The organism is Blautia sp. AF32-4BH (assembly GCF_003460565.1).
GTDB lineage: Bacteria > Bacillota > Clostridia > Lachnospirales > Lachnospiraceae > Fusicatenibacter > Fusicatenibacter saccharivorans.
The window spans coordinates 249,728-275,207 of record NZ_QTVL01000003.1; the positions used below are offsets into that span (position 1 = coordinate 249,728).

Annotated in this window: 21 protein-coding genes and 2 pseudogenes; 18 read left to right on the top strand and 5 right to left on the bottom strand. The window is 43.3% G+C overall.

Features of this window, described 5'->3' with window-relative positions:
- Positions 1–212 precede the first annotated feature (212 nt).
- From DWZ44_RS05835 to DWZ44_RS05845, 3 genes and pseudogenes are all read right to left on the bottom strand, one after another.
- Positions 213–1,166: pseudogene (locus DWZ44_RS05835) on the bottom strand (IS91 family transposase); the annotation flags it as partial.
- A 238-nt stretch (positions 1,167–1,404) separates the two neighbouring features.
- Positions 1,405–2,556 carry a Gfo/Idh/MocA family protein gene (locus DWZ44_RS05840; RefSeq protein WP_117510865.1) on the bottom strand — a complete coding sequence of 384 codons (1,152 nt, stop codon included), beginning with the start codon at positions 2,554–2,556 and terminating at the stop codon, positions 1,405–1,407.
- 69 nt (positions 2,557–2,625) lie between these two features.
- The gene (locus DWZ44_RS05845; protein ID WP_117761804.1) at positions 2,626–4,809 is read right to left on the bottom strand and encodes a helix-turn-helix domain-containing protein; all 2,184 of its coding nucleotides are present in this window, start codon (positions 4,807–4,809) and stop codon (positions 2,626–2,628) included.
- A 195-nt stretch (positions 4,810–5,004) separates the two neighbouring features.
- Between DWZ44_RS05845 and DWZ44_RS05850 the strand changes: the two are divergent.
- Positions 5,005–5,216 (top strand): annotated as a pseudogene (locus tag DWZ44_RS05850) (transposase); the annotation flags it as partial.
- A 78-nt stretch (positions 5,217–5,294) separates the two neighbouring features.
- On the opposite strand, the gene DWZ44_RS05855 reads toward DWZ44_RS05850, so the two are convergent.
- Positions 5,295–5,678 carry a putative sulfate exporter family transporter gene (locus tag DWZ44_RS05855; RefSeq protein ID WP_117761805.1) on the bottom strand — a complete coding sequence of 128 codons (384 nt, stop codon included), beginning with the start codon at positions 5,676–5,678 and terminating at the stop codon, positions 5,295–5,297.
- Between DWZ44_RS05855 and DWZ44_RS05860 the strand changes: the two genes are divergently transcribed.
- From DWZ44_RS05860 to cytX, 17 genes are all read left to right on the top strand, one after another.
- Positions 5,638–6,108, top strand: a complete 471-nt coding sequence (locus DWZ44_RS05860; protein ID WP_158565833.1) for a LysR substrate-binding domain-containing protein — start codon at positions 5,638–5,640, stop codon at positions 6,106–6,108. The genes DWZ44_RS05855 and DWZ44_RS05860 overlap by 41 nt on opposite strands.
- 565 nt (positions 6,109–6,673) lie before the next feature.
- Positions 6,674–7,933: an IS110 family transposase gene (locus DWZ44_RS05865; RefSeq protein ID WP_117761807.1), complete on the top strand. Its 1,260-nt coding sequence runs from the start codon at positions 6,674–6,676 to the stop codon at positions 7,931–7,933.
- 281 nt (positions 7,934–8,214) lie between these two features.
- A complete protein-coding gene (locus DWZ44_RS05870) occupies positions 8,215–9,552 on the top strand; it encodes an ABC transporter substrate-binding protein (protein ID WP_055222161.1) in 1,338 nt (445 codons plus the stop codon).
- Between the two features lie 169 nt (positions 9,553–9,721).
- A complete protein-coding gene (locus DWZ44_RS05875; RefSeq protein WP_117761808.1) occupies positions 9,722–10,564 on the top strand; it encodes a carbohydrate ABC transporter permease in 843 nt (280 codons plus the stop codon).
- A complete protein-coding gene (locus DWZ44_RS05880; protein WP_117761809.1) occupies positions 10,564–11,400 on the top strand; it encodes a carbohydrate ABC transporter permease in 837 nt (278 codons plus the stop codon). Before DWZ44_RS05875 ends, DWZ44_RS05880 begins: the two co-directional genes overlap by 1 nt.
- Positions 11,401–11,547: 147 nt before the next feature.
- Complete coding sequence (locus DWZ44_RS05885; protein ID WP_117761810.1) at positions 11,548–13,107, top strand: response regulator transcription factor; 1,560 nt, start codon at positions 11,548–11,550, stop codon at positions 13,105–13,107.
- Positions 13,070–14,779, top strand: a complete 1,710-nt coding sequence (locus tag DWZ44_RS05890) for a sensor histidine kinase (protein ID WP_117761811.1) — start codon at positions 13,070–13,072, stop codon at positions 14,777–14,779. The genes DWZ44_RS05885 and DWZ44_RS05890 overlap by 38 nt, the downstream gene beginning before the upstream one ends.
- A complete protein-coding gene (locus DWZ44_RS05895; protein ID WP_117761812.1) occupies positions 14,776–16,518 on the top strand; it encodes an extracellular solute-binding protein in 1,743 nt (580 codons plus the stop codon). Before DWZ44_RS05890 ends, DWZ44_RS05895 begins: the two co-directional genes overlap by 4 nt.
- Positions 16,519–16,523: 5 nt before the next feature.
- Entirely contained in the window at positions 16,524–16,676 is a 153-nt protein-coding gene (locus DWZ44_RS05900) for a Tex-like N-terminal domain-containing protein (protein WP_330410166.1), read from the top strand.
- Positions 16,677–16,753: 77 nt separating this feature from the next.
- A complete protein-coding gene (locus tag DWZ44_RS05905; protein ID WP_117510850.1) occupies positions 16,754–17,278 on the top strand; it encodes a flavodoxin family protein in 525 nt (174 codons plus the stop codon).
- Positions 17,279–17,614: 336 nt separating this feature from the next.
- Positions 17,615–18,868 carry an ATP-binding protein gene (locus tag DWZ44_RS05910; protein WP_117761813.1) on the top strand — a complete coding sequence of 418 codons (1,254 nt, stop codon included), beginning with the start codon at positions 17,615–17,617 and terminating at the stop codon, positions 18,866–18,868.
- A 127-nt stretch (positions 18,869–18,995) separates the two neighbouring features.
- Entirely contained in the window at positions 18,996–19,352 is a 357-nt protein-coding gene (locus tag DWZ44_RS05920) for a hypothetical protein (RefSeq protein ID WP_330411380.1), read from the top strand.
- Between the two features lie 124 nt (positions 19,353–19,476).
- Positions 19,477–19,818: an arsenate reductase family protein gene (locus DWZ44_RS05925; RefSeq protein ID WP_117761814.1), complete on the top strand. Its 342-nt coding sequence runs from the start codon at positions 19,477–19,479 to the stop codon at positions 19,816–19,818.
- 25 nt (positions 19,819–19,843) lie between these two features.
- Positions 19,844–20,545: a hypothetical protein gene (locus DWZ44_RS05930; protein ID WP_117761815.1), complete on the top strand. Its 702-nt coding sequence runs from the start codon at positions 19,844–19,846 to the stop codon at positions 20,543–20,545.
- A gap of 78 nt (positions 20,546–20,623) precedes the next feature.
- Complete coding sequence (locus tag DWZ44_RS05935) at positions 20,624–21,487, top strand: serine hydrolase domain-containing protein (RefSeq protein WP_055228665.1); 864 nt, start codon at positions 20,624–20,626, stop codon at positions 21,485–21,487.
- A gap of 214 nt (positions 21,488–21,701) precedes the next feature.
- Positions 21,702–22,052: an arsenate reductase family protein gene (locus tag DWZ44_RS05940; RefSeq protein WP_022462799.1), complete on the top strand. Its 351-nt coding sequence runs from the start codon at positions 21,702–21,704 to the stop codon at positions 22,050–22,052.
- A 115-nt stretch (positions 22,053–22,167) separates the two neighbouring features.
- Positions 22,168–23,328, top strand: coding sequence for a putative hydroxymethylpyrimidine transporter CytX (cytX, locus tag DWZ44_RS05945; protein ID WP_022462800.1), 1,161 nt, complete (start codon positions 22,168–22,170; stop codon positions 23,326–23,328).
- Positions 23,329–23,649: 321 nt separating this feature from the next.
- Here cytX and DWZ44_RS05950 read toward each other — a convergent pair whose 3' ends face one another.
- A complete protein-coding gene (locus DWZ44_RS05950; RefSeq protein WP_117804406.1) occupies positions 23,650–25,368 on the bottom strand; it encodes a glycoside hydrolase family 2 protein in 1,719 nt (572 codons plus the stop codon).
- Positions 25,369–25,480: the final 112 nt, after the last annotated feature.

Below are 25,480 nucleotides of genomic sequence, written 5' to 3' on the forward strand. Positions count from 1 at the left end.
TTGAAACGATTGGCAATATAACAGATGAAGCAGTTCAAAAGTATATAAAAGAGTAAGCAGAAGAATCGAGACGAGAAGATTCGAGTAGTACCGCTTTATAGCGGGCTAGCAAAAGTGCTTGCGATACCGCCCTTTGGGGCGAGCAGTAACAATAGCCCTTTGGAGGGCTAATAATAAACCACCAGTTGAACAGGTGGTTGCTAACTAGAATGTAGGAAACATTGTTTTTCGGCAGAAATACATTTACGGAGCTTCATTTCCTGCTTATGATGTTTGGCATATATCCCATAGTAGCGAAGCATTTTAAAATGTTTTTCGGAGATGTGGACAATGAGTTTTTGAATGAAGTTCAAAGCAGGAATGGTTTCAGTAACAGTTTTATTGTCTTCGTGTCTGGTGTAATGAAAGGTTACATTTTTGCCGTCATAAGTATCAATACGCGATGTGGCAATAACAGGTCTGCCGAGGTATCGGCTGATGTATTTAATGGTGATATCAGGAGTGCAAAGATTTGGCTTTGCACGGACATAAAAGCCGTCAGCGTGTTTCGTGTACATTTCATTTTTGACTTTGCGAAAAGTCGGACCAATGCGGGAGGTAAGTCGTTCAAGCAGGACTTTGCGGAAAGCATTACGAAGGAAACTGTAATCAAAGTGTTTGACAGGACGCCAAGGAGTGATGTTACCAGCCCCACCCTCGGAGATGAGATCGTGGATATGAGGATTCCATTTTAAATCACGCCCAAAAGTGTGAAGAATACAGATAAGCCCAGGAGTAAAGTTTTCGGTTTTATTCATTTTGGAAAACATGCGTAAAACAACATCACGAACAGAATGAAATAAACAATCTAAGAGAGTCCTGTCTTCGAGAAAATAAACGCGAAGTTCCGCTGGGATAGTGAAAACACAATGGCGATGAACGCAAGAAACAAGCTTACAGGACATATGAAAAGAACGAAGCTGGTTGTATTTGTTTCCGCAGGAAGGGCAAAAACGGCTTTTACAGCGAAAGGGAACAAATTTAAGATTTCCACAGTGAGGACAGCCATACATGGCACCACCGTAAGAAGGGTCACCACAATGAATCATCTTGTTGACATTTTCAATGACAGCAGGACGAGGATGGAGTTCATAATAATCGGTAAAGATGGATTGTAATATATTCATAATAGAATTTTACAATAAAGAAGGAGATAAGAAAACCCCTTCCCCTCATGAATGAGGGGTTAGGGGAGTTGAGAGTGTCGCAGACACTTTTTTATTGTGGGAGAAGCCTTGACCGCGGTCTTTGCTGAAGATGCATTGCTGGGCAAAATCAAGGCAAACCCTCTTGGCTGTATGGACAATTTGAGGCAGAACGATTGGTTCGGCTTTTTTGGGGAGACTGCGTTTTTACCGGCTCCCGTTACAGCTCTTCGTACTTGGGCAGCGACTTTACGGTGCCGCCTTCCATGGCGCTTTCGTGGGCCAGGAGACCAACGCCGGTCCAGTAGGCCGCATCGATATCGGAGGGGAAGGGAGTTCTGTCTTCCAGAATGCTGGTAACGAACTCATGGACCAGATGCGGATGGGAACCGCCATGACCGCCGCCCTGCTTGAAGGACAGATGGGGATTGACCTCGTCATAGGCCACTTCGTAGGTAAACCGGCCAATGACGTCCGGAAGCAGATGGGCATAATCGGGGACCTGAACGTATTCCTCATCGATCTTGCCGCCGCGGTTCTCGTTCTCCCAAACCAGATCCCGGCTGAACATCACATGTTTGTCGCCGTTGAGCTGATCCCACTCAAAGGACTTGTTTTCACCATAGATATTAAAGCATTCGCTGTAGCCACGGGCGACATGGTACAGGAAGCGCTCCATTTCAACGGTCGTCTCGCCATCCTCCAAGGCCACCAGAGCAGACTCAAAGGCGAAGGGGCAGCCGTACTGCTTTTCCAGTTCCGGACGGACCTTGCCGGAGCCTCTGCCGAAGACGCTGACCGGACGCTGCCCTGCCAGAGCAAAACAGGGGCCGATGGCATGGGTGGGATGTGCCAGGGGCGGGAAGCCGTCCCAGTAAGAGGGCCAGCCCTCCATATCCTGATAGTGGGCGCAGCGCATATACTGCAGCTTGCCCATTGCGCCGGATTCGTACAGCTCCTTCACATACAGATACTCGCGGGTGTAGACGGAAGTTTCCATGAACATATAGTGTTTGCCGGAAGCCTTCCGCGCCTTGATAACGTCTTCCAGCTCCTTCATGGACATACCCATGGGGATGGTGCAGGCGCAGTGCTTGCCTGCGTTGAGCACCTGAACCGACATGGGCGCATGCAGCGCGGGCGGAATGACCAGATGGACCGCATCCACATCCGGGTTCTGCAATACCGCTTCAAAGTCGGTGGTGTAGTAGCTTTCGTCCAGCAGGTACATATCTGCCAGCGCCTTCAGCTGGTCCGGATTGGTATCCACCATAATGACATGCTCCACATCCGGATGCTTCAGATAGATGGGCAGGAAGCAGCTGCCGAAACCCATGCCCACGATGGCAACCGTCAACTTTCCATTTTTCATAAAATTACTCCTTTCATGCTGTGAGCGACTTGCTGTTTTCATTTTATTTTTTTTTGCATTCCGTGTATGTTATTCGACGAGTGAAATACTGATACAGGCAACGCTGCGGGGTGGAAGCTTCGCCTTGATAATATCATCCTTGACATGAATCATCAGGGGATTTTCCGTAAACGGGGTACCAGGCAACAGATTTTCGGCCTGAAGTACCTTGTTTTCCAGAATTGTTCCGCATTTATTCAGAGAGTAAGTAGTTTCCTCCTGCCAGTTCAGGTTGAGCATCGTCAGGGTCAGCACATGATGATCATCGATGGTGGCAACGACTTCAAAGTCTTCTACACCATCTACCGTACACAGCTTTCCGCCGGCATGCCGGGAGAGCAGCGCAAAGGCCTGACCGGTTGCCGTCAGCTCGGTATGATCCGGATGCACCTGCATGGCGCCTTCGTTAACCGGCTCAAAGTAGCAGGCCATGGGCATGCGCTGTTTTTCGCTTTCATGCATGAACATGTGCAGCATCTGCGCAGTGAAGATGCCCTCCATGGAGGAAGGATTGCGGCACCATGTTTTCCACAGATTCCATTCATCGTAGGAGATGAATGTCTTTTCCGGGAGCATGTCATGCAGCCTGCGCAGGATTCCTAGATTGTGGATGGGCATGCGGATCATTTCGTTATAGCAGCGCTCCATGCCCTCCGGAGAGGTGAAGTCCCAATGGACTGAATTGTACGTATGCAGAGAAACGTATGGCGCAATGGGAGCCAGCTTCTTGATGGAAACATCTACCCACTCCTGATTCGGATAGGGGCCGGAAGAAACAAATTTCAGATCCGGCGTAACCTTCAGCATGGCACGCGCATGCGTTTCCACCAGCGATGCGTATCCATCCGGCGTATTTGCGCCCTCCATGTGGCCATAACCCATTTCGTTGCCCAGCGACCACCATTTGACATTGTAGGGCTCCTGATGACCGCGCTGGGCACGCAGCCTGCCGTATTTGCTCTCGGCAGGGCCGTTGCAGTATTCCACCCAGGCGGCGCATACTTCGGGGGAATCCCAGGCGGCATTGATGGTGAGGAAGGGCTCCGCGCCGATCTCACGGCACAGTGCAATAAAATCGTCGGTGTCTATTTCATGCATGTCATAGCCGTGTGTAAAGGGCTGCGTTTCATTTTCCATGTAGCCCTCCATGGGAGCGCGCCTGTCGGGATGCAGGAACATATCCTGCCAGCGATATTCGCCGGCAAAGTTGCCACCCGGCCAGCGCAGCAGACGCACGCCGATTTCCTTGAGCTTTTCCACGGTGTCCCTGCGCATGGTATGGAAATGATTGTCCGGCATCATGGAAACTGCGCCGATGAGCAGTTGTGCCTGCTCCGTGTAGGTAATGCTTATCACGGCATGCGCATCGTCGACGCCGGGGGTCAGAATCGTCTCAAAGCGCTGCCATTCATCCACCTCTTCCTGTGCATCCTCCTTCGCTAGAACGGGCTGAACAGGAAAAACGGTTTCCGCATAAATCTGCGTACCATCGGCGTTGGTGAGCGCGACGCGCACATCCAGCGGCTGCTGTACTTTGACAACGACGGCAAACGGATAGCTCCTGTCCTTTTGAAGGAAGAGCTCTTTTTGACGGATACCGCTCACCTGATTCGGAATTGGGTTCTGAATCATCTGGGACTGACATTCGTTACGCCGCCACATGCCGTTGTGCGCGTAATGACATACATAAGCTTCGTTTGCGTTGCTACCGGGAAGGCGGTGTTCATTGGCAAAGTACACGCATTCGCCGATGCCTTCCCAGTCCAGCGCTACGCCGTTGCGCGCCGCAGCGCCGGCAAACTTCCGGTTGCGGATCATCTGGGCGCTGAGACCATCCATGATGCTGGCTCTGGTATGCTCCAGGTTGTGGCCAAACAAATGGGGCGACACCGTAGAGGTGGTTTTGAGATCGATATACAGGTAATGGCTGTGCTGCTGCGCCGCAAACAGCGTGTCCTGCGCAGGATCTTCCGTGGTCTGGCAGCCGGGGGTATTACCGAATTTGCCGTCGTATTCATCCAGCAGTTCCTGCACCGTCAGACCCAGAACACGGCATAGAGGCACCAAAAGCGAGATGTCAGGAAGTGTGACGCCACATTCCCACTTGGAAACGGCTTTGTTGGTTACACAAAGCTTTTCCGCTAACTGCTGCTGTGTGAGTCCCAAACGTTCACGGGCTTGGATTATTTTGTTGGAAACAAGGGAGCATCGCATTGGTGAGATCGTCTCCTTTCACTATTGTAGATTGTAGCTATGTGTTGCAACATCACTGCTTATGGCAATATCGTATCATGCTTTTTTCGAAAGCACAATCGCTTTACAAGCGATTTGATGGGGCTGTTGCCCCGAAAGACCGTAACAAGAAAATGAAAAAAGAGTGAGCAAGGATATGTGCGTTGTGCCCTTAAAAAAGACGTGTTGGGGATGTGGGTAGGAGAAAACGAAAGTGCCAAGTACTGGGCAACGGTACTCAACGGGCTAAAAAACGAGGCGTGGAGGACATTTTCATTGCCTGCACGGATAACCTGACGGGATTCTCTGCGGCGATTGGGGCTGTATTTCCCAAGACGGAAATTCAGAATTGCATCATCCATCAGCTGCGTAATTCGAGCAAATACGTAACGCCATTCCTCAATCCAAAGACAAAAGCCACAGTTTTGTTTTGAACTGTGGCTTTGCTCAATTGTCTTGTAGCTTTCTTACACGATTCCCATGCCCATCTCCACTAGCAGCGCCACAATTACAACCAGCGCAGAAATGATGAAACCGTGAATCATGGGGCGGATGCCAGCCTTCTTCATGCTGGCGAAGGAGGTATTCAATCCGATGGCAGCCAGTGCGCAGACCATCAGGAACTTGCTGGCAGTCTTGGTGCCGCTCACCGCCGTACCTGCCCAGATGCCAAAGGCCTGATCCGTCATACCCAGTGCCCGGCCCATGATGGGAAACAGCACGATCATCGCCATGTCAAATAGGAAGGTGGCGGACATGGCGTAGGCAACGTCGTTGTCGTCCGCGTCGATGGTGGGGGCGATAGCGGCAATGGCAGAGCCACCGCAGATGCCTGTGGACTTTGCAATAATTGAAGGCGTGTTCGATAAAGAAAAGTATCCGCACCGCCTCTATAAAAAAGAGAGCTTTTTGGGCATATGCAGCCGCCGTCATTCTTTTGCAGGCAGAACCGTTTCTCTTGAGGAAGTTCTTCAGGAAAGCCTGCTTGTGCGTGAGAAAGGTTCCGGAACACACATGCTTCAGGAACAAGCCGTGGCCGCAAGAGGTTATTCACTGGACAGCTTCAGTCGGCATTCGTCCATCAGTAATTTTTCTATTATTTGCGACTTGGTTGCAATGGATCATTTGATTACTTTTGCATATGAACCAATTAGCCACTGCCGAAATGACTTGGCAACATTTAGAGTGGAGGACATGGAGATCACTGGTGAATTCAATCTTGTTTATATTAACCGTTCGGTTGCAGAACCTAAAGCCGATCTATTTCTTGCAACCTGCTAAAGCTCTGATTTGTCAGATAGTTTCTAATAGAAAAACGAAAGCTCGGTGTTGCACCCACCGAGCCTTTTTTGCTTTATAGGAAATTTCTCAAATCGTCAGAAATAGTGTATAATGGGCTGGAAATAAAAAATGACATAACAAAAGAGCGAAGGGGGCTTCGCCATGACGTTGTTTATGAAGTTTTTTGTTTTGGTTTAGGTTAGCTGCACTATCTGACTATGGAGAAAGAATTATTATGAACATGGATTTATCCATATTTATTTCCCGTCTTTCTGCGAAAGCCACCAATGCGCCATGAAACGTGTTGGTTACCTTCACTTTCTATTTTTGTTCCCTTCTGATATGATGGTTCCATAAGACTGACACACTACAGAACACGTGGAGGTGAGTGGCGGGGCTGTATAGCGGCAACCTCGCATATTTATATGTTGTCGGTCATCCGTTAAGGCATCAATGAGTGGCGCATAACTGTAGCCCGGAAACTTATCTCTTCCGAAGTCGACTCGATCTCGCCGGATGACCAGTCACTGTCCGTTTTATCATTATGCTATCAGGAGGTAGTTACTTGTCTTTTAAAATTTTTAAATTTAACTGCTGTGGACTTGATGTCCACAAAACATGGATTTATGCCTGTATCGGTATCACGGATTCCAATAATCGTACAGAGTATAAGCAGGCTCGCTTTTCTTCCTTTTCTAAAGGTTTGCATCAGCTGTGTGTCTGGCTTGCTAAATACAACTGTAACGATGTCTGTATGGAATCTACCGGCAAGTATTGGATCCCTGTTTTCAATATCTTAGAGCAACACAAAATCCGGGTTACTCTATCCCATCCGAAATACACCAAACCCATGAAAGGAAACAAGACCGACCGCAAAGATGCCAAATGGATCTGTGATCTATACATGTGCGGCATGGTGAAACCTTCTTTTATTCCACCTGCTGACATCAGAGAACTCAGGGATCTCGTAAGATACCGTTTCAAACTCACCTGTATGATTACCGGTGAGAAGAATCGTGCCCAAAATTGTCTTACTGTTTCCAATCTGAAGCTTGATGATGTCTTTTCTGATGTATTCGGGAAATCTTCCCGTTCCATTACGGAACAGATTTTGCAGCACCCTGGGGAAAAATTTGATGTGTCACCCTTTGTTGACAGCCGCTGTAAAACTCCAATAGAAGAAATTCAGGCGGCCGTTGATGGTAATATCTCGAAAGAACAGGATGTAAAGCTCAGACAGTGCCTTGATCACATAGACGAACTTCAAAAGCACATTTCAGAAGTAGAACAGGAAATCCTTCGTCTCAGTGATAAATACGAGGCTGCTTTAAACTTAATAAGAACGGTTCCTGGATTCGATAAGAATCCAATGACTGCAATTCAGGTGCTTTCAGAGATTGGTGGTGATATGCCTGTCTTCCTCACAGCAAAACACCTCGTCTCCTGGGCTGGATGTTGTCCCCGAAATGATAAGAGCGACCGTAAAATCAAATCCACTCGGATTTCCTGTACTGGTTCTTATTTTAAACCAGTTCTGGTACAGATTGCAAATGCTTTAATCAAATCGAAGAAACATTTTGAATTTACCACCCGCTATAAGCGTATCAAAACACGTCGTGGCCACAAGAAAGCCATTATTGCACGCTGCCGTATGATCCTGACCGCTATCTGGCACATACTCACAGATTTAAAACCTTATACATCCGATGGTTTTCTTGAATCACGTCCTGTGAAAAAAGAAAAAGTTCTTACAACTTCACAGGCACTTAATCTTCTAAGGCAACGAGGGTATCTCATTAAAGATGAGCCTTCGCCGGTCTCCTAATTAGGTGTTGCGTTTATATATTCAATTTTCAAAACCAGCTAATCCGGTGGTTTGTTTGCTATGCCCTCTATTTCGTGGCTGTTCTCTACTTATTTGTTTCAAACTTCATTTTTGGTTCTTGGCGAACTCTTGTATCATACACAAAATCTTCAAAAATTACAATAATCTTGAAATAGTGTTATGTTTCTTGGAATTTTATTATATCTTATTTTGGAACTTTTTCTTATAATAACATCATCAAGAAAAACAAAGAAAAGTAATCATAAAAGGAGGATTCAATTATGAAGAAGAAAAAGATTCTTGCACTTGTACTTGCAGCTTCAATGGCAGGAGGAATGCTTGCAGGATGTGGAGCCACATCAAGCGGAGATGAAACAGCGAAAGGAGATAAGTCATCCGGAAAAGTTTATTATCTGAACTTTAAACCAGAGCAGGCTGACCAGTGGGTAGAACTTGCAAAAGAGTATACAGATGAGACGGGTGTTCAGGTTGATGTACAGACAGCAGCATCAGGAACTTACGAGTCACAGTTGAAATCAGAGATGGCAAAAGATGAGGCACCAACATTGTTCCAGGTAAACGGACCGGTTGGACTTGCTACATGGAAAAATTATTGCTATGACCTTTCAGACAGCGATGTTTATAAAGATGTCGAGTCTGACGATTATATATTAAAAGATGGCGACGCAGTAGATGGAATCGCTTATGTTATTGAGACTTATGGTCTGATCTACAACAAAGCTCTTCTGAACAAATACTTCGAATTGCCGGATGCAAGTATCAAATCAATTGATGATCTGAATAACTTCCAGGCACTTAAGACAGTTGCAGAAGAGATTCAGGCACACAAAGATGATCTTGGAGTAGAAGGAGCTTTTACTTCAGCAGGAATGGATTCTTCCTCTGACTGGAGATTCAAGACACACCTTGCAAATCTTCCAATCTACTATGAGTATAAGGCAGACGGAATTGACAGCACAGATGCAATCAAAGGAACATACCTTGACAACTACAAACAGATCTGGGATCTGTATCTGAACAACTCTACATGTGAGCCATCTATGATTTCTTCTAAGACAGGAGATGACGCAGCAAGTGAATTTGCACTTGGCGAAGCAGTATTCTATCAGAATGGTACATGGGCTTACAATGATATCAAAGATAATGAAGTAGCAGATGAAGATATGGGAATGCTTCCAATCTACATCGGAGTTGATGGAGAAGAAAATCAGGGACTTTGTACAGGATCTGAGAACTACTGGTGTGTAAATAAGAACGCTTCAGAAGAAGACATTCAGGCAACACTTGATTTTATGAAATGGGTAGTTGAGAGCGATGAAGGTCGTGACATGCTGGCTAACGAGATGGGATTTGTAACACCGTTCACAACATTCTCAGATTACCTTCCGGACAACCCGCTTGTAAAAGCAAATGCTGAGTATACAGAGGCAGGAAAGACACCAGTAAGCTGGAACTTTACAACAATGCCATCTGAGAACTGGAAAAACAATCTTGGTGGAGCTCTTCTGAACTATGCACAGGGTACAGGCGCATGGGATAGTGTACAGACAGCATTTGTTGATGGATGGGCTGAAGAATACGCAGCAGCAAACGAATAAAAAAGACTTTTCACAGGATAGGCAGATAAAAAGGCTGTGAAATAGAGAAGAAGATCAAACAGCCTGCCAACGAGCATACCGGGGCAGGCTGAAATTATGTAATTAGAATTGTGAAAAGCAAAGGCGCAGAAAGGCTTTTTACAGAAAAGAAAGACAGGAGGAGAAGAACATGCAAAAAGCAATAAAGAGATATTTTCCGGTATTTGTATTACCGACGCTGATTGCATTCACGATAGGTTTCCTTGCACCGTTTGTGTTAGGCGTATATCTTTCGTTCTGCAAGTTCACAACGGTGACAGACGCTAAATTTATTGGACTTAGCAACTATGCAAAGATCCTTGGAGACGGAGATTTTCTTCACTCTCTTTGGTTTACCGCATTATTTACAATTGTGACAGTATTATTGATCAACATTTTTGCATTTGCGGTAGCAATGCTTTTGACAAAGAATATTAAGGGAACCAATATTTTCCGTACTGTATTTTTTATGCCGAACCTGATCGGTGGTATTGTACTTGGATATGTATGGCAGCTGTTATTAAATGGTATTCTGGCACATTTCCAGAAAACACTTACATATTCTTCAAAATATGGTTTCTGGGGATTGGTTATCCTGATGCTCTGGCAGCAGGTTGGATACATGATGATCATCTACATCTCAGGAATCCAGAATATTCCTGGAGAGCTGATCGAGGCAGCACAGATTGATGGAGCGAATAAAGTACAGCTTTTAAGATATGTTACAATTCCGATGGTTATGCCATCCATTACAATCTGTACTTTCCTGACACTTACAAACGGATTTAAACTTTTCGACCAGAACCTTGCATTGACAAACGGTGGACCGGACAAGATGTCAGAAATGCTTGCCCTGAATATCTATAATACATTCTATGGAAGAACTGGCTGGGAAGGTGTAGGACAGGCGAAAGCAGTTATCTTCTTTATTATCGTAGGAGTGATTGCATTGATCCAGAATAAACTGACAACATCAAAGGAGGTGCAGCAGTAATGAATAAAAAAGTAAAACATGGTACATTATTAACCGTTATTTTTACACTACTCAGCCTGCTGTATCTGTATCCGATCATACTGGTATTTATCAACTCCTTTAAGAAAAAAGCCTATATCAGTAAAGCACCGTTCAAGATACCGACCGGAAAGATGTATGTCGGATTAGAGAACTATATCCGTGGTATTAAGCAGACACAGCTGATTCAGGCATTTGGATGGAGTTTATTTATCACAATCTTATCTGTAGCAGTGATTATCTTATGTTGCTCCATGTGTGCATGGTATATCTGCCGCGTGAAGACAAAATTTACAAAGATCCTTTACATGCTTTGCCTGTTTGCAATGATCGTGCCATTCCAGATGGAAATGTTTACATTATCCAAGATCGCAAATATGCTTCATATGGGAAATCCGTGGGGACTGGTTGTGATCTACCTTGGATTTGGTGCAGGACTTTCCGTCTTTATGTTTACCGGGTTCATGAAATCCATTCCATTGGAGATTGAAGAGGCTGCAATGATTGATGGATGTACACCAATCCAGACATTCTTTAAAATTGTACTTCCGATTGCCAAGCCGACTTGCGTAACAGTTACAATTCTTCAGGCAATGTGGATTTGGAACGACTACCTGCTTCCATCACTTGTACTGGATCAGAGAAAATATAAGACAGTGCCGATGGCAGTTCAGTATCTGAAAGGTGGATACGGTTCTGTAGATATGGGAGCAATGATGGGAACTCTGGTTCTTGCAATTGTGCCGATTATCATCTTCTACCTGTTCTGCCAGAGATATATTATCGAAGGCGTTGTAGCCGGAGCGGTTAAAGGCTAGTGTGGACATTGTCTAAAAAATGAATTAAAATAGAATTATAAAAATTAAAAAAAGACAGCAGAGAGTGAGTGAACATTCCCTGCTGTTTTCGGACGTTATAAAAGGAATAGTGAAAATGTAAAGTGAACGTGTGGGAGGCGTGGGGAAATGATTACAATATTGATCGTGGATGATGAAAAACTGGAGCGAAGGGGAATCCGCTTTCTGTTAAAGAGGGAGGAAGGAGAATTCCAGATCCTAGAAGCAACGAATGGAAAGGATGCACTGGGAGTATTAGAATCAAACCATGTGGATATTTTATTTTCGGATGTAAAGATGCCTTATATGAATGGACTGGAGCTGACGAAAGCAGTGAGAGAAGATCATCCGGATATGGAAATCGTGATCTTCAGCGGATATAATGATTTCTCTTATGCAAGAGAAGCATTGCGGTATGGAGTTGTAGACTATGTTCTGAAGCCGGTTGATCCGGAGGAATTCCATAAGACTTTTCAACGAGTGATGGAAAATATTTCTTCCAAGATAGAGAAAAAAGAGCAGCAGGAAAAGAAAGAAGATTATCTGAAAAAATACTTTTTACTGAAATATCTGTATGGGGGAAAAGAGGAAGATTTTGTTCAGTTTAAGAAACTTACAGATGGAATGGAAGATGATCTGTCCCAATTTACCCGTATGGTTCTTGTCAGTGCCTCAAATGGATTCTTCGAAACGGAAGAGGAACATTTCCTGATGAGCCTGAAGGAAGAGGTGCAGAGAGAGTTTCATTATGTGAATCTGAATTCGAACGAATCCATCTTTTTGTTCACGGAAAAATATGCAGATTATCATGGAATCGTAGAGAAAATGTACCGTTTTTTTGCGCACCAGTTTGACAGTGAATGTTATTTTGCAGTCAGTGAGGAAATCGAAGATGGAAAAAATCTGGCAGAGGAATTTAAGGTGCTGGAAGGAATGTTAGAAGAGCAGTTCTATCAGCCACGTCAGCATCTGTTTTTCCACGGGGAGAAGCAGGAAGAGAAGAAAGCTGATCCAGCAGAAGATTCTGAAATCATGGAACAGATTACGAAAGATATTCAATATAAAGATCTGCCACATCTCCGTCAGGATTTTCAGAGACTGGAAGAAAAATATCGTGCGCATAAGCAATTTTCGGATATGTATATAAAGTTTGTATTTTCTGGAATTATGAAAGAATTGCTCGACCAGATGGAAGGGCTGGATGAAAAGATGCTTTCAAAGAGAGTGGATCGATTATATCGTTGCAGAAACCTTAATGATGTGATTGCTATAGTAGAAGAAGTACTTCAGGAATATGAACATTGCATACAAGAGCAGGAAGATGGGTTCCGATCAGAAGTTACAACCGTGAAGGGATATATTTATCACCATTATAAGGAAAAGGATCTGGGAGCAGAGACACTTTCCGCAATGGTTTTTCTGTCACCGGGATATTTAAGTGCTGTATTTAAAGAAGAAACAGGGATGACACTGAACCGTTTTATCCGTGAAGTGCGAATGAATAAAGCAAAAGAGCTTTTAGAGACAACGAATATGAAAATCTCCCAAATTGCGAAAGAAGTAGGATTTTCCAATAACTCATACTTCTGCAGAAGTTTCAGAGAGTTTTTCGGAGATACACCGGAAGCATGCAGGAAAGGAATAGCGGCGGATGAAAAAACAAATACGGAAGTTGATCCATCGATTTGAAAATCTGAAATTTCGTAAAAAACTGTCTGTTTTGATGCTGATTGCAGGACTGGTTCCGGTAGGATTCCTTGCTTTTTCCATGCAGTATGGCATGATGAATCAATTGCGAGAGAAGGAACAGTACAATCTGGAGAAAATGTTGGAACAGTCAGTGAGTTCGATTGAGAATCAGTCTCAGATCTATAAGAACCTGGTTGATTATCTGTCTTATTCTCAAAATCTCAGGAATATTTTTGATGTGGAGACAGAGTCGGATTATGAGAAGTATTTGAAATATGTGAAGGTGGCTGATCCACTGTTGCAGATGCCGACGATCTATCACAAAGAGATCCAGAGCATTACATTATATTCTGACAATATAGAAGTGCCACATGGAGATACACTTCTTCCAATGTCGGAAGCGGAGAATCAACAGTGGTATTCCAGGTTGAATGAGGGAACATTAATGCAGTGGAGCATCACTCGCGGTGTGAATAAATCAATCATTGCCAGTCGGAAATTCTATGACAATGATACGATCAAAGCGGTGTTGGAGATGCGTCTGGATTATGAAAAAGTTCTTGAACCATTCATGAGCCAGCTTACAGATAATACAGGAGGCATGATTCAGGATGATAATGGAAATATTGTCTATGCCGAGTGTTCTATGGATAAGAAATATCGTCCGAAGGATATTGAGAGTCCGAAAGATATCAGTGAGAATTATTATCTGGTACAGCGGACAATGAAGGATACAGGATGGAATTTCTATATCTATCGTCCAAAGGCAGTAAGTGAAAACGCAATCCATAAGCTTTTGCTCAAAAATATTCCGATTATTTTGATCAGTGTTCTTCTTCTGAGTTTTCTGGGATATGTTTTTTCCCTCCGTATGGTATCGCAGTTGGAGTTATTGACTGAAAATATGAACCTGATCAATATGGGACTTCGTAAAGTTACCGTGCAGAGTAAATCCAAAGACGAGGTGGGTGTGCTGATCCGGTCATTTCGGCGCATGATGGATCAGATGAACCATTTGATCTCAGAAGTATATGAGAGTAAGATCCAGCTTCAGAACAGTGAGATGAGAGCACTGCAGGCACAGATCAATCCACATTTCCTTTATAATTCGCTTTCAATCATCAACTGGAAAGCAATTGAAGCGGGTGAGGATGAAATCAGTCATGTGACATTGGCACTGTCTACTTATTATCGGACAAGCCTGAATCGTGGTGAAACAATGACCACAGTGGCAAAAGAAATTGATAACATCCGTGCATATCTCAAAATCCAACTTGTTATGCATGATAACGAGTTCCGTGTGGTTGAACAGATTTCGGATGGTCTTAATGATTATCTGATACCGAAGTTGATCCTGCAGCCACTTGCAGAAAATGCAATCGATCATGGAATTGATGTGTCAGATAATGAGAATCCGACGTTGTGGCTGACGATTCGTGAAGAGGCTGAGCACATTTTCTTTGAAATCAGGGACAATGGTGCGGGAATGACGCAGGAGAAGGCGGATCAGATTCTGACATATCAGTCCTCCGGTTATGGTGTGCGAAATGTCTGTGACAGAATCCATGTCCTTTATGGAGAAAAAGGTGAGATGAAGATAGAAAGTACTCCAGGAAAAGGAACGCGGGTCTTTATCCGGATTCCGAAGAACACGGAGGCGAAGGTGTTATGAAAAACGATATGAAAAAGCGAATTCTCTCAGCCCATCTTGCATTAATTTTATTGCTGATGCTTTGGTGCGGAACCTATTTTGAGACGAAGGAAAGTCAAAGACAGATGGAACAGTTAAAAGCATCTCAAAGTGAGTCTGGTGCAAGCAATGCAGTTAAAGTGAAAAGAAAGCTGATGTATAAAGCGATGCATACACCACTTGGGAAATATCCTGAGACTGTTACCTATACACTTGGCAAGATTGCAGGGGCGAATAATTCGAATCTTCCTGTAGGAGATACGTACGAAAATAATGCATATACGAGATATTTGAAGAAAATACTTAATATTCAGAATGAAGATGTCTTTGAATTGCAGGATGGCAATACTTATGAAGAGGCGGTCAATGTAGCGATTGAAGATCGTGATATTCCAGACGTGCTTGTTGTGAAGGGAAGAGATAACCTGCTCCGCCTGATTGAAGCAGGCCTGATCGAAGAACTTACAGAAACGTATGAAGAGTGTACGACAGATACGATCAAAGAAATGTATGAAAGTTATGGAGATTCTCTTTTACAGTCTGCAACCGTGGATGGAAAGCTATATGCATTTCCGAATACGGTGATTGACGATGGAACTCCGCTTCTTTGGCTGCGGAAAGACTGGATTGAGAAGTTGGGATTAAAGGAACCGGAAACAGTAGGAGAAGCGTTGGAAGTGATCCGGGCATTTGTAGAACAGGATGCAGCAGGAGACGGTCAGACAATCGGCCTTGCCTGTAGTACAGACGTGGTTGCCGGTGCGGATCAGACTTATGGAGTGGATGCAACTTTTATACATGCCGGTGCAATGCCATGTCACTGGATCCTGGATAAAAATGGAAATGTAGTTTATGGGTCAGTAACACAGGAAACAAAAGAAGCGCTTTTGAAACTTCACAATCTATATGAGGATGAGATACTCGACCAGAGATTCCTGCTACGAAAGACGGAAAACATAGATGATCTGTTAAAAACCGGACATTGCGGTGCTATCTATGGACGCTGGTGGGCTCCGAATAACCCGTTGAGTGCAGCATATAATGTCGATTCAAATGCAGAGTGGAAACCGTATCTTTTAGACAAAGAACAGGTAAATGAGACGCAGAAGATATCAGTTTTTGAATCGTATGACCAGTGGATGTATGTGGTGGTGCGTAAAGGATATGAGCATCCGGAAATTGTAGCAAAGTATGTGAGTGCGATTTTTGATCAGTCTAGATATGCAAATGATAGTGCGGCAAGAGAAGTGAATGATTATTTTTCTATTAATGTAGATCCGACGGCCCGGCCACTGAATATTAATGTGGATTATGAGGATGCACTTTACCGTACGACAGAACATATTCAGGCAGCACTGGATAAGACGCTTGATGTATCAGAGCTTAGCGGTTTGGAAAAGTCTTATTTTAATACATGTAAATCTTACTTGAATGGACAGCTGACAACCGCGAATGGATGGGCGGCGTATGCGTCAAGAATTCAGGCTGTGGGGGAACTGCAGAAGGCAGGAATAACAAGTACATCGACATTGCCTCTGGAAAATGTAAATGCAGAAATTCCGCAAGAATTACAGGAACTGGAACAGGAAGCATTTCTTCAGATCATTAGTGGGGAGAAACCAGTGGATTACTTTGATACTTTTGTGATAGAATGGTATGCAAACGGTGGAAAAGTGCTGACCGAACGGGTGCAGAACGCCTATGAAAGTGGAAAGAACTAAAAAGCTTGGATATTAATCAGAGACTGACAGAAGAATTAAAGAAACAGATTCTGGCAGCGGAAACGCTTGTGGCAGTAGAAGACCTGTATCGCCCATATCGTCCAAAGCGCCGCACACGTGCGACAATCGCGAAGGAGAAAGGTTTTGACAGGTTCTGATCTGATGAAATGTGATGACAGGATAAGCGAAAAAAGGTATAATGATTTCATGAAATCAGAAGCTGGAGGAAACATACATGAAAATTGTGATTATTAACGGAAGTGCCAGAAGGGGAAACACGCTGACGGCGATTGACGCATTTATAAAAGGGGCATCAGAAAAGAATGAGATTGAAATCATCCAACCAGACAGACTTCATATAGCACCTTGTAAGGGATGTGGGGTCTGTCAATGTTATAAAGGATGTATTGATCAGGATGATACAAATCCCACGATTGATAAAATTACTGCTGCAGATGTGATTCTTTTTGCTACTCCGGTATATTGGTGGGGAATGTCTGCGCAGTTGAAACTTATCATTGATAAGTGCTACTGCCGCGGTTTGCAGCTGAAAAATAAAAAAGTTGGAACAATCGTTGTGGGAGGATCCCCGGTGGACAGTATCCAGTATGAGTTAATTGACAAACAGTTCGACTGCATGGCGAAATATCTTTCATGGGATATGATTTTCCAAAAATCATATTATGCAACAGCCAGTGATGAACTTGCAAAAAACAAGGATTCTATAAAAGAACTTGAAAATATTGGAAAAAACTTATAAAGCATATTTAAAGTTCCAGGTTTCAGGAAAGAAAGAAATAAAAATAATGATGAAAGCATTTGTCAGGATGTCTGGGACTCGAAAGAGAAAATAAAAAAATCTAAAAAAACATAAATAAATTATACCATCCCAGAAAAATCGCAACCGGTAGAACACTTACTATAAAGTGAAGCGGCCTTGGTCGTCTCCCGTGAAGACGTGAATTGAAATGAAGAAGAATAACAGAAAAATACACTCAAAATCAATTGAAAAATCAATCGTAAAAAGTTACGATTGATTTTTCGCGTATTTAAACATATAATATAATCATTAAGACTGGGAAAGGAAATGATTGCTATGCGTGAAACAAGAATATTGGAATTCAAGGAAACGATTACGAATACTTTTTTGAAAACAGTCAGTGCCTTTTCGAATTATAATGGCGGAATGATTCTTTTTGGCGTAGATGATGATGGAAATGTAAAAGGCTTGCCAGATGTAAAGCAGGCTTGCCTGGATATCGAAAATAAAATCAATGACAGTATTTCGCCTCAGCCAAATTATATGCTTGAACTACAGAACAATGATCAAACGATAAAACTTACTGTAAAAAGTGGTCTTCAGAAGCCATATTTATATAAATCGAAAGCATACAAACGAAATGATACAGCAACGATAGAGGTAGACACACTTGAATTTTCAAGGCTTGTATTAGAAGGAAAAAATATTAGCTTTGAAGAATTACAGTGTAAAGATCAGGAGCTATCTTTTGATTTTTTACAGCATAAACTAAAAGAAAATATTCAGATTGAAAGTTTTAATCAGGATACTTTAAAGACACTGAATCTGTATGACAATGTAAATGGTTTTAATAATGCAGCAGGACTTTTAGCAGATAAAAATCATTTTTCCGGAATTGATCTTGTTAAGTTCGGTGAGAACATCAGTATTATTCAAAAAAGAGTAACCTTTGAAAATGTATCAGTTTTAGATGTATATGAAAAAACACTTGCTGTATTTAAAGACTATTACCAATATGAAGTCATACAGGGCGCTGATAGAAAAACGATGGAGAAAATACCACAAGCAGCTTTCAGAGAAGCAATTGCAAATGCTTTAATTCATAGGGTATGGGATATTGATTCACACATCAGAGTTTCTATGTTTGATGATAGAATAGAGGTTGTATCTCCTGGTGGATTGCCAGCTGGAATAACAGCCGAAGAATATTTATCAGGTAAACTTTCTGTTTTAAGGAATAGAAATCTTGCAAATGTGTTTTACAGATTGGGATTTGTAGAGATATTTGGAACGGGAATTACACGAATAAAACAACTGTATACAGAGAGTCTGATAAAACCAGATTTTGAGGTATCAGAAAATGCTATAAAAATTGTGCTGCCGCTATTTGAAACGAATGTTAATTTGACTGAGGACGAAAAAGTAATTTACAAATTATTAAGTAAGACGATGTTAAAATCAATAAGTGAAATTGCACCATATGTCCCATTTGGAAAATCAAAAACAACACATTTACTTAAAACCATGGGAGAAAAGGGTGTGGTTGCAGTTGAAGGAAAAGGCAGAGGAACAAAATATATAATTAAGTGACCGAGAACATAGAAGATTCATAGCATTGGGGTCAGCGCCTTACATCAAGAGGAAACATAAAATAATGACTTATGATAATCGAGAAGACCAGTTTTTACGCTAGCGATTGCAGAAAGAAATCCCGATTTTGAGGGCATTAATCCAGAATTTGTATCAGGAACTGGACCGGAAGTTTCATTTAAACGGAGCAAAAATCCCGATAACTTTTGGATTTGACACGGATTCTCTGGGATCCTATACAAGACGACATCTGCAACAGGTACCTGACCCCGCGAACACGGGAAATGCATCAGATCATTTTTGGACACTTGAGAAGCGCATTAGGCAGGACAAGAAAAATCTAGGAGTTCTGATTGAACTTCGGAAATCTACGGCAATTTGGGATATTGCATATTTAGTCGGAGATGGAGTTATTAAGATGGATGAGCTCGAAGGATTTAGTGAGGATCTGATTGATGCAGTAAAGCTGATTCTAGGCAGATAAAGGTTCAAAAGGTCGGAATTAAAAAGTAAGAACTGAAATCTTGTATAATCAAGGAAGAAAGTATGTAAGATAATACGCAAGATTATGGCATACGGCAATTTTGGCTCCAGAAGGGAATATTACAATGAATATACAAATATTTGGAACAAAGAAATGCAACGATACAAAGAAAGCCGAGCGTTTTTTCAAAGAGCGCGGCATCAAGTATCAGTTTGGAGATATGAAGGAAAAAGGCATGAGTAAAGGGGAATTTAATTCTGTAGCTCAGGCAAATGGCGGACTGGAAAATATGATTAATTGGGATGGCAAAGACAAAGATTTATTAGCTTTGATTAAATACATTGCCGATGAGGATAAGCTTCAAAAAGTGCTGGAAAATCCATCTGTAATTAAGACGCCGGTGGTCAGAAATGGAAAACTTTCTACGCTCGGTTATCAGCCGGAGATATGGAAGAAGTGGCAATAGAAAAGCTGGGAGGAAACATGAAAGAATGACTTATTATGATCAAGAAAACCAGTTTTTACGCCAGCAGTTACAGAAAGAAATCCCGATCTTGACAGCATTAATCCAGAAGTTGTATCAGGACCTGGACCGGAAGTTTCATTTGAACGGAGCAAAAATACCGGTAACATTTGGATTTGAGACAGATTCTCTGGGATCCTATACAAGGCAGAGTGCTCATGAAAAGGAACATTTTCATTTTTCCCTGCTCTTTGTTGCGTATGGAGTCAACAATCCGTTGTCAAAAGAGGACCGTATCGATTTATTCAAGCATGAATATGCGCATTACATGCAGTACAATATGCGGATACCTGAGAAGTATAAATGGCAGGCTGGAACACATGGAAGTGCGTGGAAATATTGTTGTTCTCTTATAGGTGCAGCACCGACACCTTATTATAAGGCAGGAGAGGCGCTGTTGGATCATAACTATGATAAAGTATTAAAAAGCCGGATTCATGATAAGACAGTGCCGATTCGAGATACGTATCAGCGCCAGCAGAAAGCACAGAAGCAGAAGGATGAAGTTGTTCAATATAAAATTGGAGACAATATCACACATCCGAAATTCGGAGATGGAATCATAGAAAAGATTAATCTGAGATCTGGTGGAGTTCATCTTCATATTCGGTTTGATGGTGAGGTGAAATGTATTGATCAGAAGTGGTTGATGAGGAGGAAATATACATAGGTTTATAAAAATTTCAGAAAGACAACATGGCAAAGATACTACAAATTATTATAGTAAAAATAAAGGAGGAACCTAGCTATGGACATATCTGATTTTATAGGAGCTGCAAAAACATTTCACGTTCTTGGAATAAAGGTCACAAAAGATGGCGACCTCATAAATGAATGGTACAGCGAACCCGAATGCCGTAGAAATATCTATTCTGCAACGAAGAGCTTCACATCCTGTGCAGTTGGTTTTGCTGTCCAGGAGGGATTATTGTCCTTGGATGAAAAACTGACCGATGCCTTTCCCGAAGATTTACCCGATGTGATCGATGATAATCTGAAAATGGCAACGGTTCGAGACCTGCTTACGATGTGTTTAGGACAGGAACAGGGCAGCCTTATGGGAGAACAGCGGCCATTATACCAAGAGGATGACTGGGTAAAAATGTCTTTGGCGATTCCGTTTCAATATAAGCCAGGTACACATTTTGTATATAATAATGTTGGTCCCTACCTGGCAGGCATTCTTGTACAGAGACGTTCCGGATGCGATCTGGTCTCTTATCTTACACCAAGGCTTTTTAAACATCTTGGAATCAAGCGGCCGACATGGGAGACAGATCCTCTTGGAAACAGTTTTGGCGCAGGTGGATTGTTCCTTACACTTTCTGAACTTCATAAATTCGGATTGTTTTACCTGAATAAGGGAAAATGGAATGGAAAACAGATTTTATCCGAAAAATGGATAGAAGAAAGTACAGCAGCATCCGATACAGACAATTATGGTTATCTTTTCTGGAGAGGAGAATACAATTCCTACCGGGCGGATGGAAAATATTCTCAGATTTCTATGATCCTTCCGGACAAGAATGCGGTTATTTCGATGGTCGCAGAATGCCGGAACGGGGAAGAACTTATGAGTGCTTTGTATGATTTGGTATGTGCAAAGTTATAGATTATTATTGCATAATTGTGAAAAAGGAAAGACCAAAAGAGCTCAAACAGCTCGTCTATATAAGATAGATGGGCTGGATTCCGAAGCTGATGAAGGTGCTGGAATTGATCTTGGAAGAAGGAAAATAATTGCCGATCCTCCGTTCCTGTGCTGAAATGATTCCGGCAAAAGATACAGGATTATGGATAAATTATATTTGATTGGAGATGGAGAAATGTTATTTATATGTTACCCAAAATGCTCAACCTGCCAGAAAGCGAAAAAATGGTTAGATGCACAGAAAATAGAATATACCGAGCGCAACATCGTGGATGTGAATCCAACCTGCGGTGAGTTAAAGGAATGGTATTCTAAGAGCGGCTTTCCACTTAAAAAGTTCTTTAATACCAGCGGCCTTCTTTATAAAGAAATGAAACTGAAGGACAAACTTCCTGCCATGAGCGAAGAGGAACAGCTGCAGCTTCTTGCCACGAATGGTATGCTGGTGAAACGCCCGCTGCTGATCGATGGTGATACCGTGCTGATCGGCTTTAAGGAAGCAGAATGGTCTGAAAAGCTGGGATGATTGGAGAAAGATTGGGAGTCAGATGAACGGATAGAGTAAATTCATTGCCGCATTTTCCCTTCTGTGCTAAAATGGTTTCCGGTATGAAAATTTAAGCAAAGAGAGGAACATGAAAATGAACGAAAAACGTACCGGCCTGTTCGAGAATGGCCTGATCTGGTTTGGGGCAGGTGTCTCGATTGCCGAAATCCTGACCGGAACCTACCTTGCACCGCTCGGCATGGGAAAAGGTCTGGCAGCGATTCTTATCGGCCATATCATCGGATGCCTGATGCTGTTTCTGGCGGGCGTGATCGGCGGAAGGGTCAGAAAAAGTGCCATGGAAACTGTAAAAATGAGTTTTGGACAGAAGGGAAGCATCCTTTTTGCTGTCCTGAATGTATTGCAGCTCGTTGGCTGGACCGCCATCATGATCTATGACGGAGCGCTCGCCGCAGACGGCGTAATGCATACGGGCAGATGGATCTGGTGCCTTGTGATCGGAGTCCTGATTATTCTCTGGATTGTGATCGGAATCACGAATCTTGGTAAAATCAACACGGTTGCCATGGCAGCATTATTTCTGCTTAGCCTGATCCTGAGCAAGGTCATCTTTGCCGGAGGCGGAGCAGGAGCGCCATCGGATGACAGTATGACATTCGGTGCAGCAGTAGAACTTGCGGTTGCGATGCCGTTATCCTGGCTGCCGCTGATCAGCGATTACACAAGAGAAGCAAAAGAACCGGTCAAAGCAACGGCCATCAGCGCGGTTGTCTATGGAATCGTCAGCTGCTGGATGTATGTGATTGGAATGGGAGCAGCGATCATCACCGGAGAATATGACATCGCGCAGATCATGCTGAAGGCAGGCCTTGGCATTGCGGGCCTTCTGATTATTGTATTTTCAACAGTAACAACGACATTTCTGGATGCCTACTCCGCAGGAATTTCCAGCGAGACCGTCGTAAGCAAATGGAATGGAAAGCATGTGGCCATCGTTGTCACCGTCATTGGAACCATCGCAGCGATTGTATATCCGATGGACAACATCACAGATTTCCTCTATCTGATCGGCTCGGTCTTTGCACCGATGATCGCAATTCAGATTGCCGACTTTTTCCTGCTGAAACGGGACAAGAGCAGCCTGGCCGTACATATTCCGAATCTGATCATCTGGGTGATTGGATTTGTGGTATACCGAATTCTGATGAACATCGACATGCCGCTGGGAAACACTCTGCCGGATATGGTGATTACGATTGTAATCTGTCTGATCGTTGGAAAATTTGTTTCATAAAAAGTGAATAAAAAGATCAGATGACTGTTCTGCCTGCATTTGAGCAGGCGGGGCAGTCATTTTGTGTGCCGAGCATGGCACTAATCTTGCTGGTGCAAGTCCAGTCACGGGTATTTACCGCCAAGTGTAGCGGACAATAAATTGTTTAATCCTCTTAATGTCCGTGTATAGCAGATTTGTTTGTACAGTTTTTCAAATTTGCTCATTTATAGCTATACATTTAAAAGTTTTGCACTTGCTTTTTATCTCACCAAGAAAATTGTAAGAGGGTCAGACCCCAATGTCTCTCACACGCTTTCTTTTATACTCTGCGAGATGCTTTTAATCCTCGATTGCTGCCTTACGGGCATTGATTGCCTTTATCACATCCATATCAAACTTGGGTTTACGTTCATAGGTATACAGACCGTTTAACTCCTGCTCCACATCATACAGCTGGGTATAGCAGAAGGCAAACATATGGGGATTGTCCAAAAGGGCATCGGTCAGTCCCTTATATCGGTTCAGGAATTCCTCCTTGGTAGCAGGACCTGCACCATAGCCCCAGCCATCCTTTTCAACACCTTCCTCGTCCCACTTGATACCGCCATACTCACTGATGAAGGTAGGGATACCCTTTACAGGTGTCTGCCTGTAGCCATGATTATCTTCCAAATCACCTCCCTGTTTAAAGGACTCGTAGGTTGCTGCAAACTTTGCCGGATCCTGCTCATAATTGTGTAAGTCATAGATGTCCGTCACCACATGATAATTTCCGCTGGTATCAATGCAGGGTCTGGTGGTGTCATACAGCTTTGTCATCTTATACACATTGGCCAGTAAGCTGTCATCCTGCCTTCTTCCCTCATAATCCCATGTCTCATTAAACGGACACCAGCCGATGATGGCGGGATGGTTGAAGTCTCTCTCCAAGGCTTCCATCCACTCAGGCAGGAAATATTTTAATGCTGCGGGATTGCTGTAATCCAGTCCCCAACAGCCCTGCTCGCCCCATACCAGATAGCCTGCTTTATCGCAGTGATACAAGAACAGAGGCTCAAATACCTTCTGATGGAGTCTTGCGCCGTTGAAGCCTGCAGCCATGGACAGTTCCACATCCTTGACAAGTGCTTCCTCTGTAGGCGCTGTGTAAATGCCATCCGGATAGAAGCCCTGATCCAGCACCAGTCTTTGGAACACGCTCTTATCGTTGATGAGGAATTTCTCTCCATCCAGTCTTACCTCACGCATACCAAAGTAGCTTTCTACCTTATCTTCTCCATAGGTTAATGTAAGGTCATACAGTCTGCCATGACCCGGCTCCCACTTTTCCAGACGGGACAAAGGAAGTGTCATGGTAACGGTGCCGCCCTCTGACTTTGCGCTTACGCTGCCACAGGGCTCTCCCCCATAAAAGGCCTTTGCTTCCAGTGTGCCCTGCCCCTTTACTACCGCCTTAATTCCCAGAGTTGCCTCTGCCAGGTTTGGATAATATTGCACTTTTTCAATGTAGCTTTCCGGTACCCACTCAAGCCATACCGTCTGCCAGATACCTGTCGTTCTGGTATAATCACAGCCTCTGGAGTTGAAGAAATGACTCTGCTTTCCCTTGGGCTGCTTTCCGCCTCTCACATCATCTGCTGCAAAAAGCGTAATGTCATTTTCTCCTTCCTTTACAAGCTTTGTAATATTAAACGTAAAGGAAACATAACCGCCCTGGTGTCTGCCTGCCTCTACTCCATTGATCCATACTCTTGCATCATAGTCCACTGCGCCGAAGTGTAAGAGAAGATCTCCCTTCAGCTCCTCCCCTGTCAATGTGATGGTACGGTGATACCATACGCCGGGGATAAAGTCCTTATAGCCGATTCCGCTCAGATCACTTTCCGGGCAGAAGGGCACCAGGATCTTCTTCTCCCAATCTGTCTTTCCTTCCTGCCATTTCTGATCTATGCCGCTGCATCCAAAGTCAAAGGAAAAATCCCATTCTCCATTCAGGTTTTTCCAATGCTCCCTCTTCATCTGGGGCTGGGGATGCTCCGGTCTGGGTATTTGTGTCATAATTTTGTCCTCCTGTGATCATTTATTTGGGTTGATTTCATTTTTATTTTATATAGTGAAAGCCATAGTTGACAGGCTTGCTCCTTTTTACTACAATGCTGTTATTACATTA

Bases quoted from the DNA above. Each gene is read 5' to 3' on its own strand.
- DWZ44_RS05840 (WP_117510865.1), bottom strand. From the start codon at position 2,556: ATGAAAAATGGAAAGTTGACGGTTGCCATCGTGGGCATGGGTTTCGGC.
- DWZ44_RS05845 (WP_117761804.1), bottom strand. From the start codon at position 4,809: ATGCGATGCTCCCTTGTTTCCAACAAAATAATCCAAGCCCGTGAACGT.
- DWZ44_RS05860 (WP_158565833.1), top strand. From the start codon at position 5,638: ATGGCAGAGCCACCGCAGATGCCTGTGGACTTTGCAATAATTGAAGGC.
- DWZ44_RS05870 (WP_055222161.1), top strand. From the start codon at position 8,215: ATGAAGAAGAAAAAGATTCTTGCACTTGTACTTGCAGCTTCAATGGCA.
- DWZ44_RS05875 (WP_117761808.1), top strand. From the start codon at position 9,722: ATGCAAAAAGCAATAAAGAGATATTTTCCGGTATTTGTATTACCGACG.
- DWZ44_RS05880 (WP_117761809.1), top strand. From the start codon at position 10,564: ATGAATAAAAAAGTAAAACATGGTACATTATTAACCGTTATTTTTACA.
- DWZ44_RS05885 (WP_117761810.1), top strand. From the start codon at position 11,548: ATGATTACAATATTGATCGTGGATGATGAAAAACTGGAGCGAAGGGGA.
- DWZ44_RS05890 (WP_117761811.1), top strand. From the start codon at position 13,070: ATGAAAAAACAAATACGGAAGTTGATCCATCGATTTGAAAATCTGAAA.
- DWZ44_RS05895 (WP_117761812.1), top strand. From the start codon at position 14,776: ATGAAAAACGATATGAAAAAGCGAATTCTCTCAGCCCATCTTGCATTA.
- DWZ44_RS05905 (WP_117510850.1), top strand. From the start codon at position 16,754: ATGAAAATTGTGATTATTAACGGAAGTGCCAGAAGGGGAAACACGCTG.
- DWZ44_RS05910 (WP_117761813.1), top strand. From the start codon at position 17,615: ATGCGTGAAACAAGAATATTGGAATTCAAGGAAACGATTACGAATACT.
- DWZ44_RS05925 (WP_117761814.1), top strand. From the start codon at position 19,477: ATGAATATACAAATATTTGGAACAAAGAAATGCAACGATACAAAGAAA.
- DWZ44_RS05930 (WP_117761815.1), top strand. From the start codon at position 19,844: ATGACTTATTATGATCAAGAAAACCAGTTTTTACGCCAGCAGTTACAG.
- DWZ44_RS05935 (WP_055228665.1), top strand. From the start codon at position 20,624: ATGGACATATCTGATTTTATAGGAGCTGCAAAAACATTTCACGTTCTT.
- DWZ44_RS05940 (WP_022462799.1), top strand. From the start codon at position 21,702: ATGTTATTTATATGTTACCCAAAATGCTCAACCTGCCAGAAAGCGAAA.
- cytX (WP_022462800.1), top strand. From the start codon at position 22,168: ATGAACGAAAAACGTACCGGCCTGTTCGAGAATGGCCTGATCTGGTTT.
- DWZ44_RS05950 (WP_117804406.1), bottom strand. From the start codon at position 25,368: ATGACACAAATACCCAGACCGGAGCATCCCCAGCCCCAGATGAAGAGG.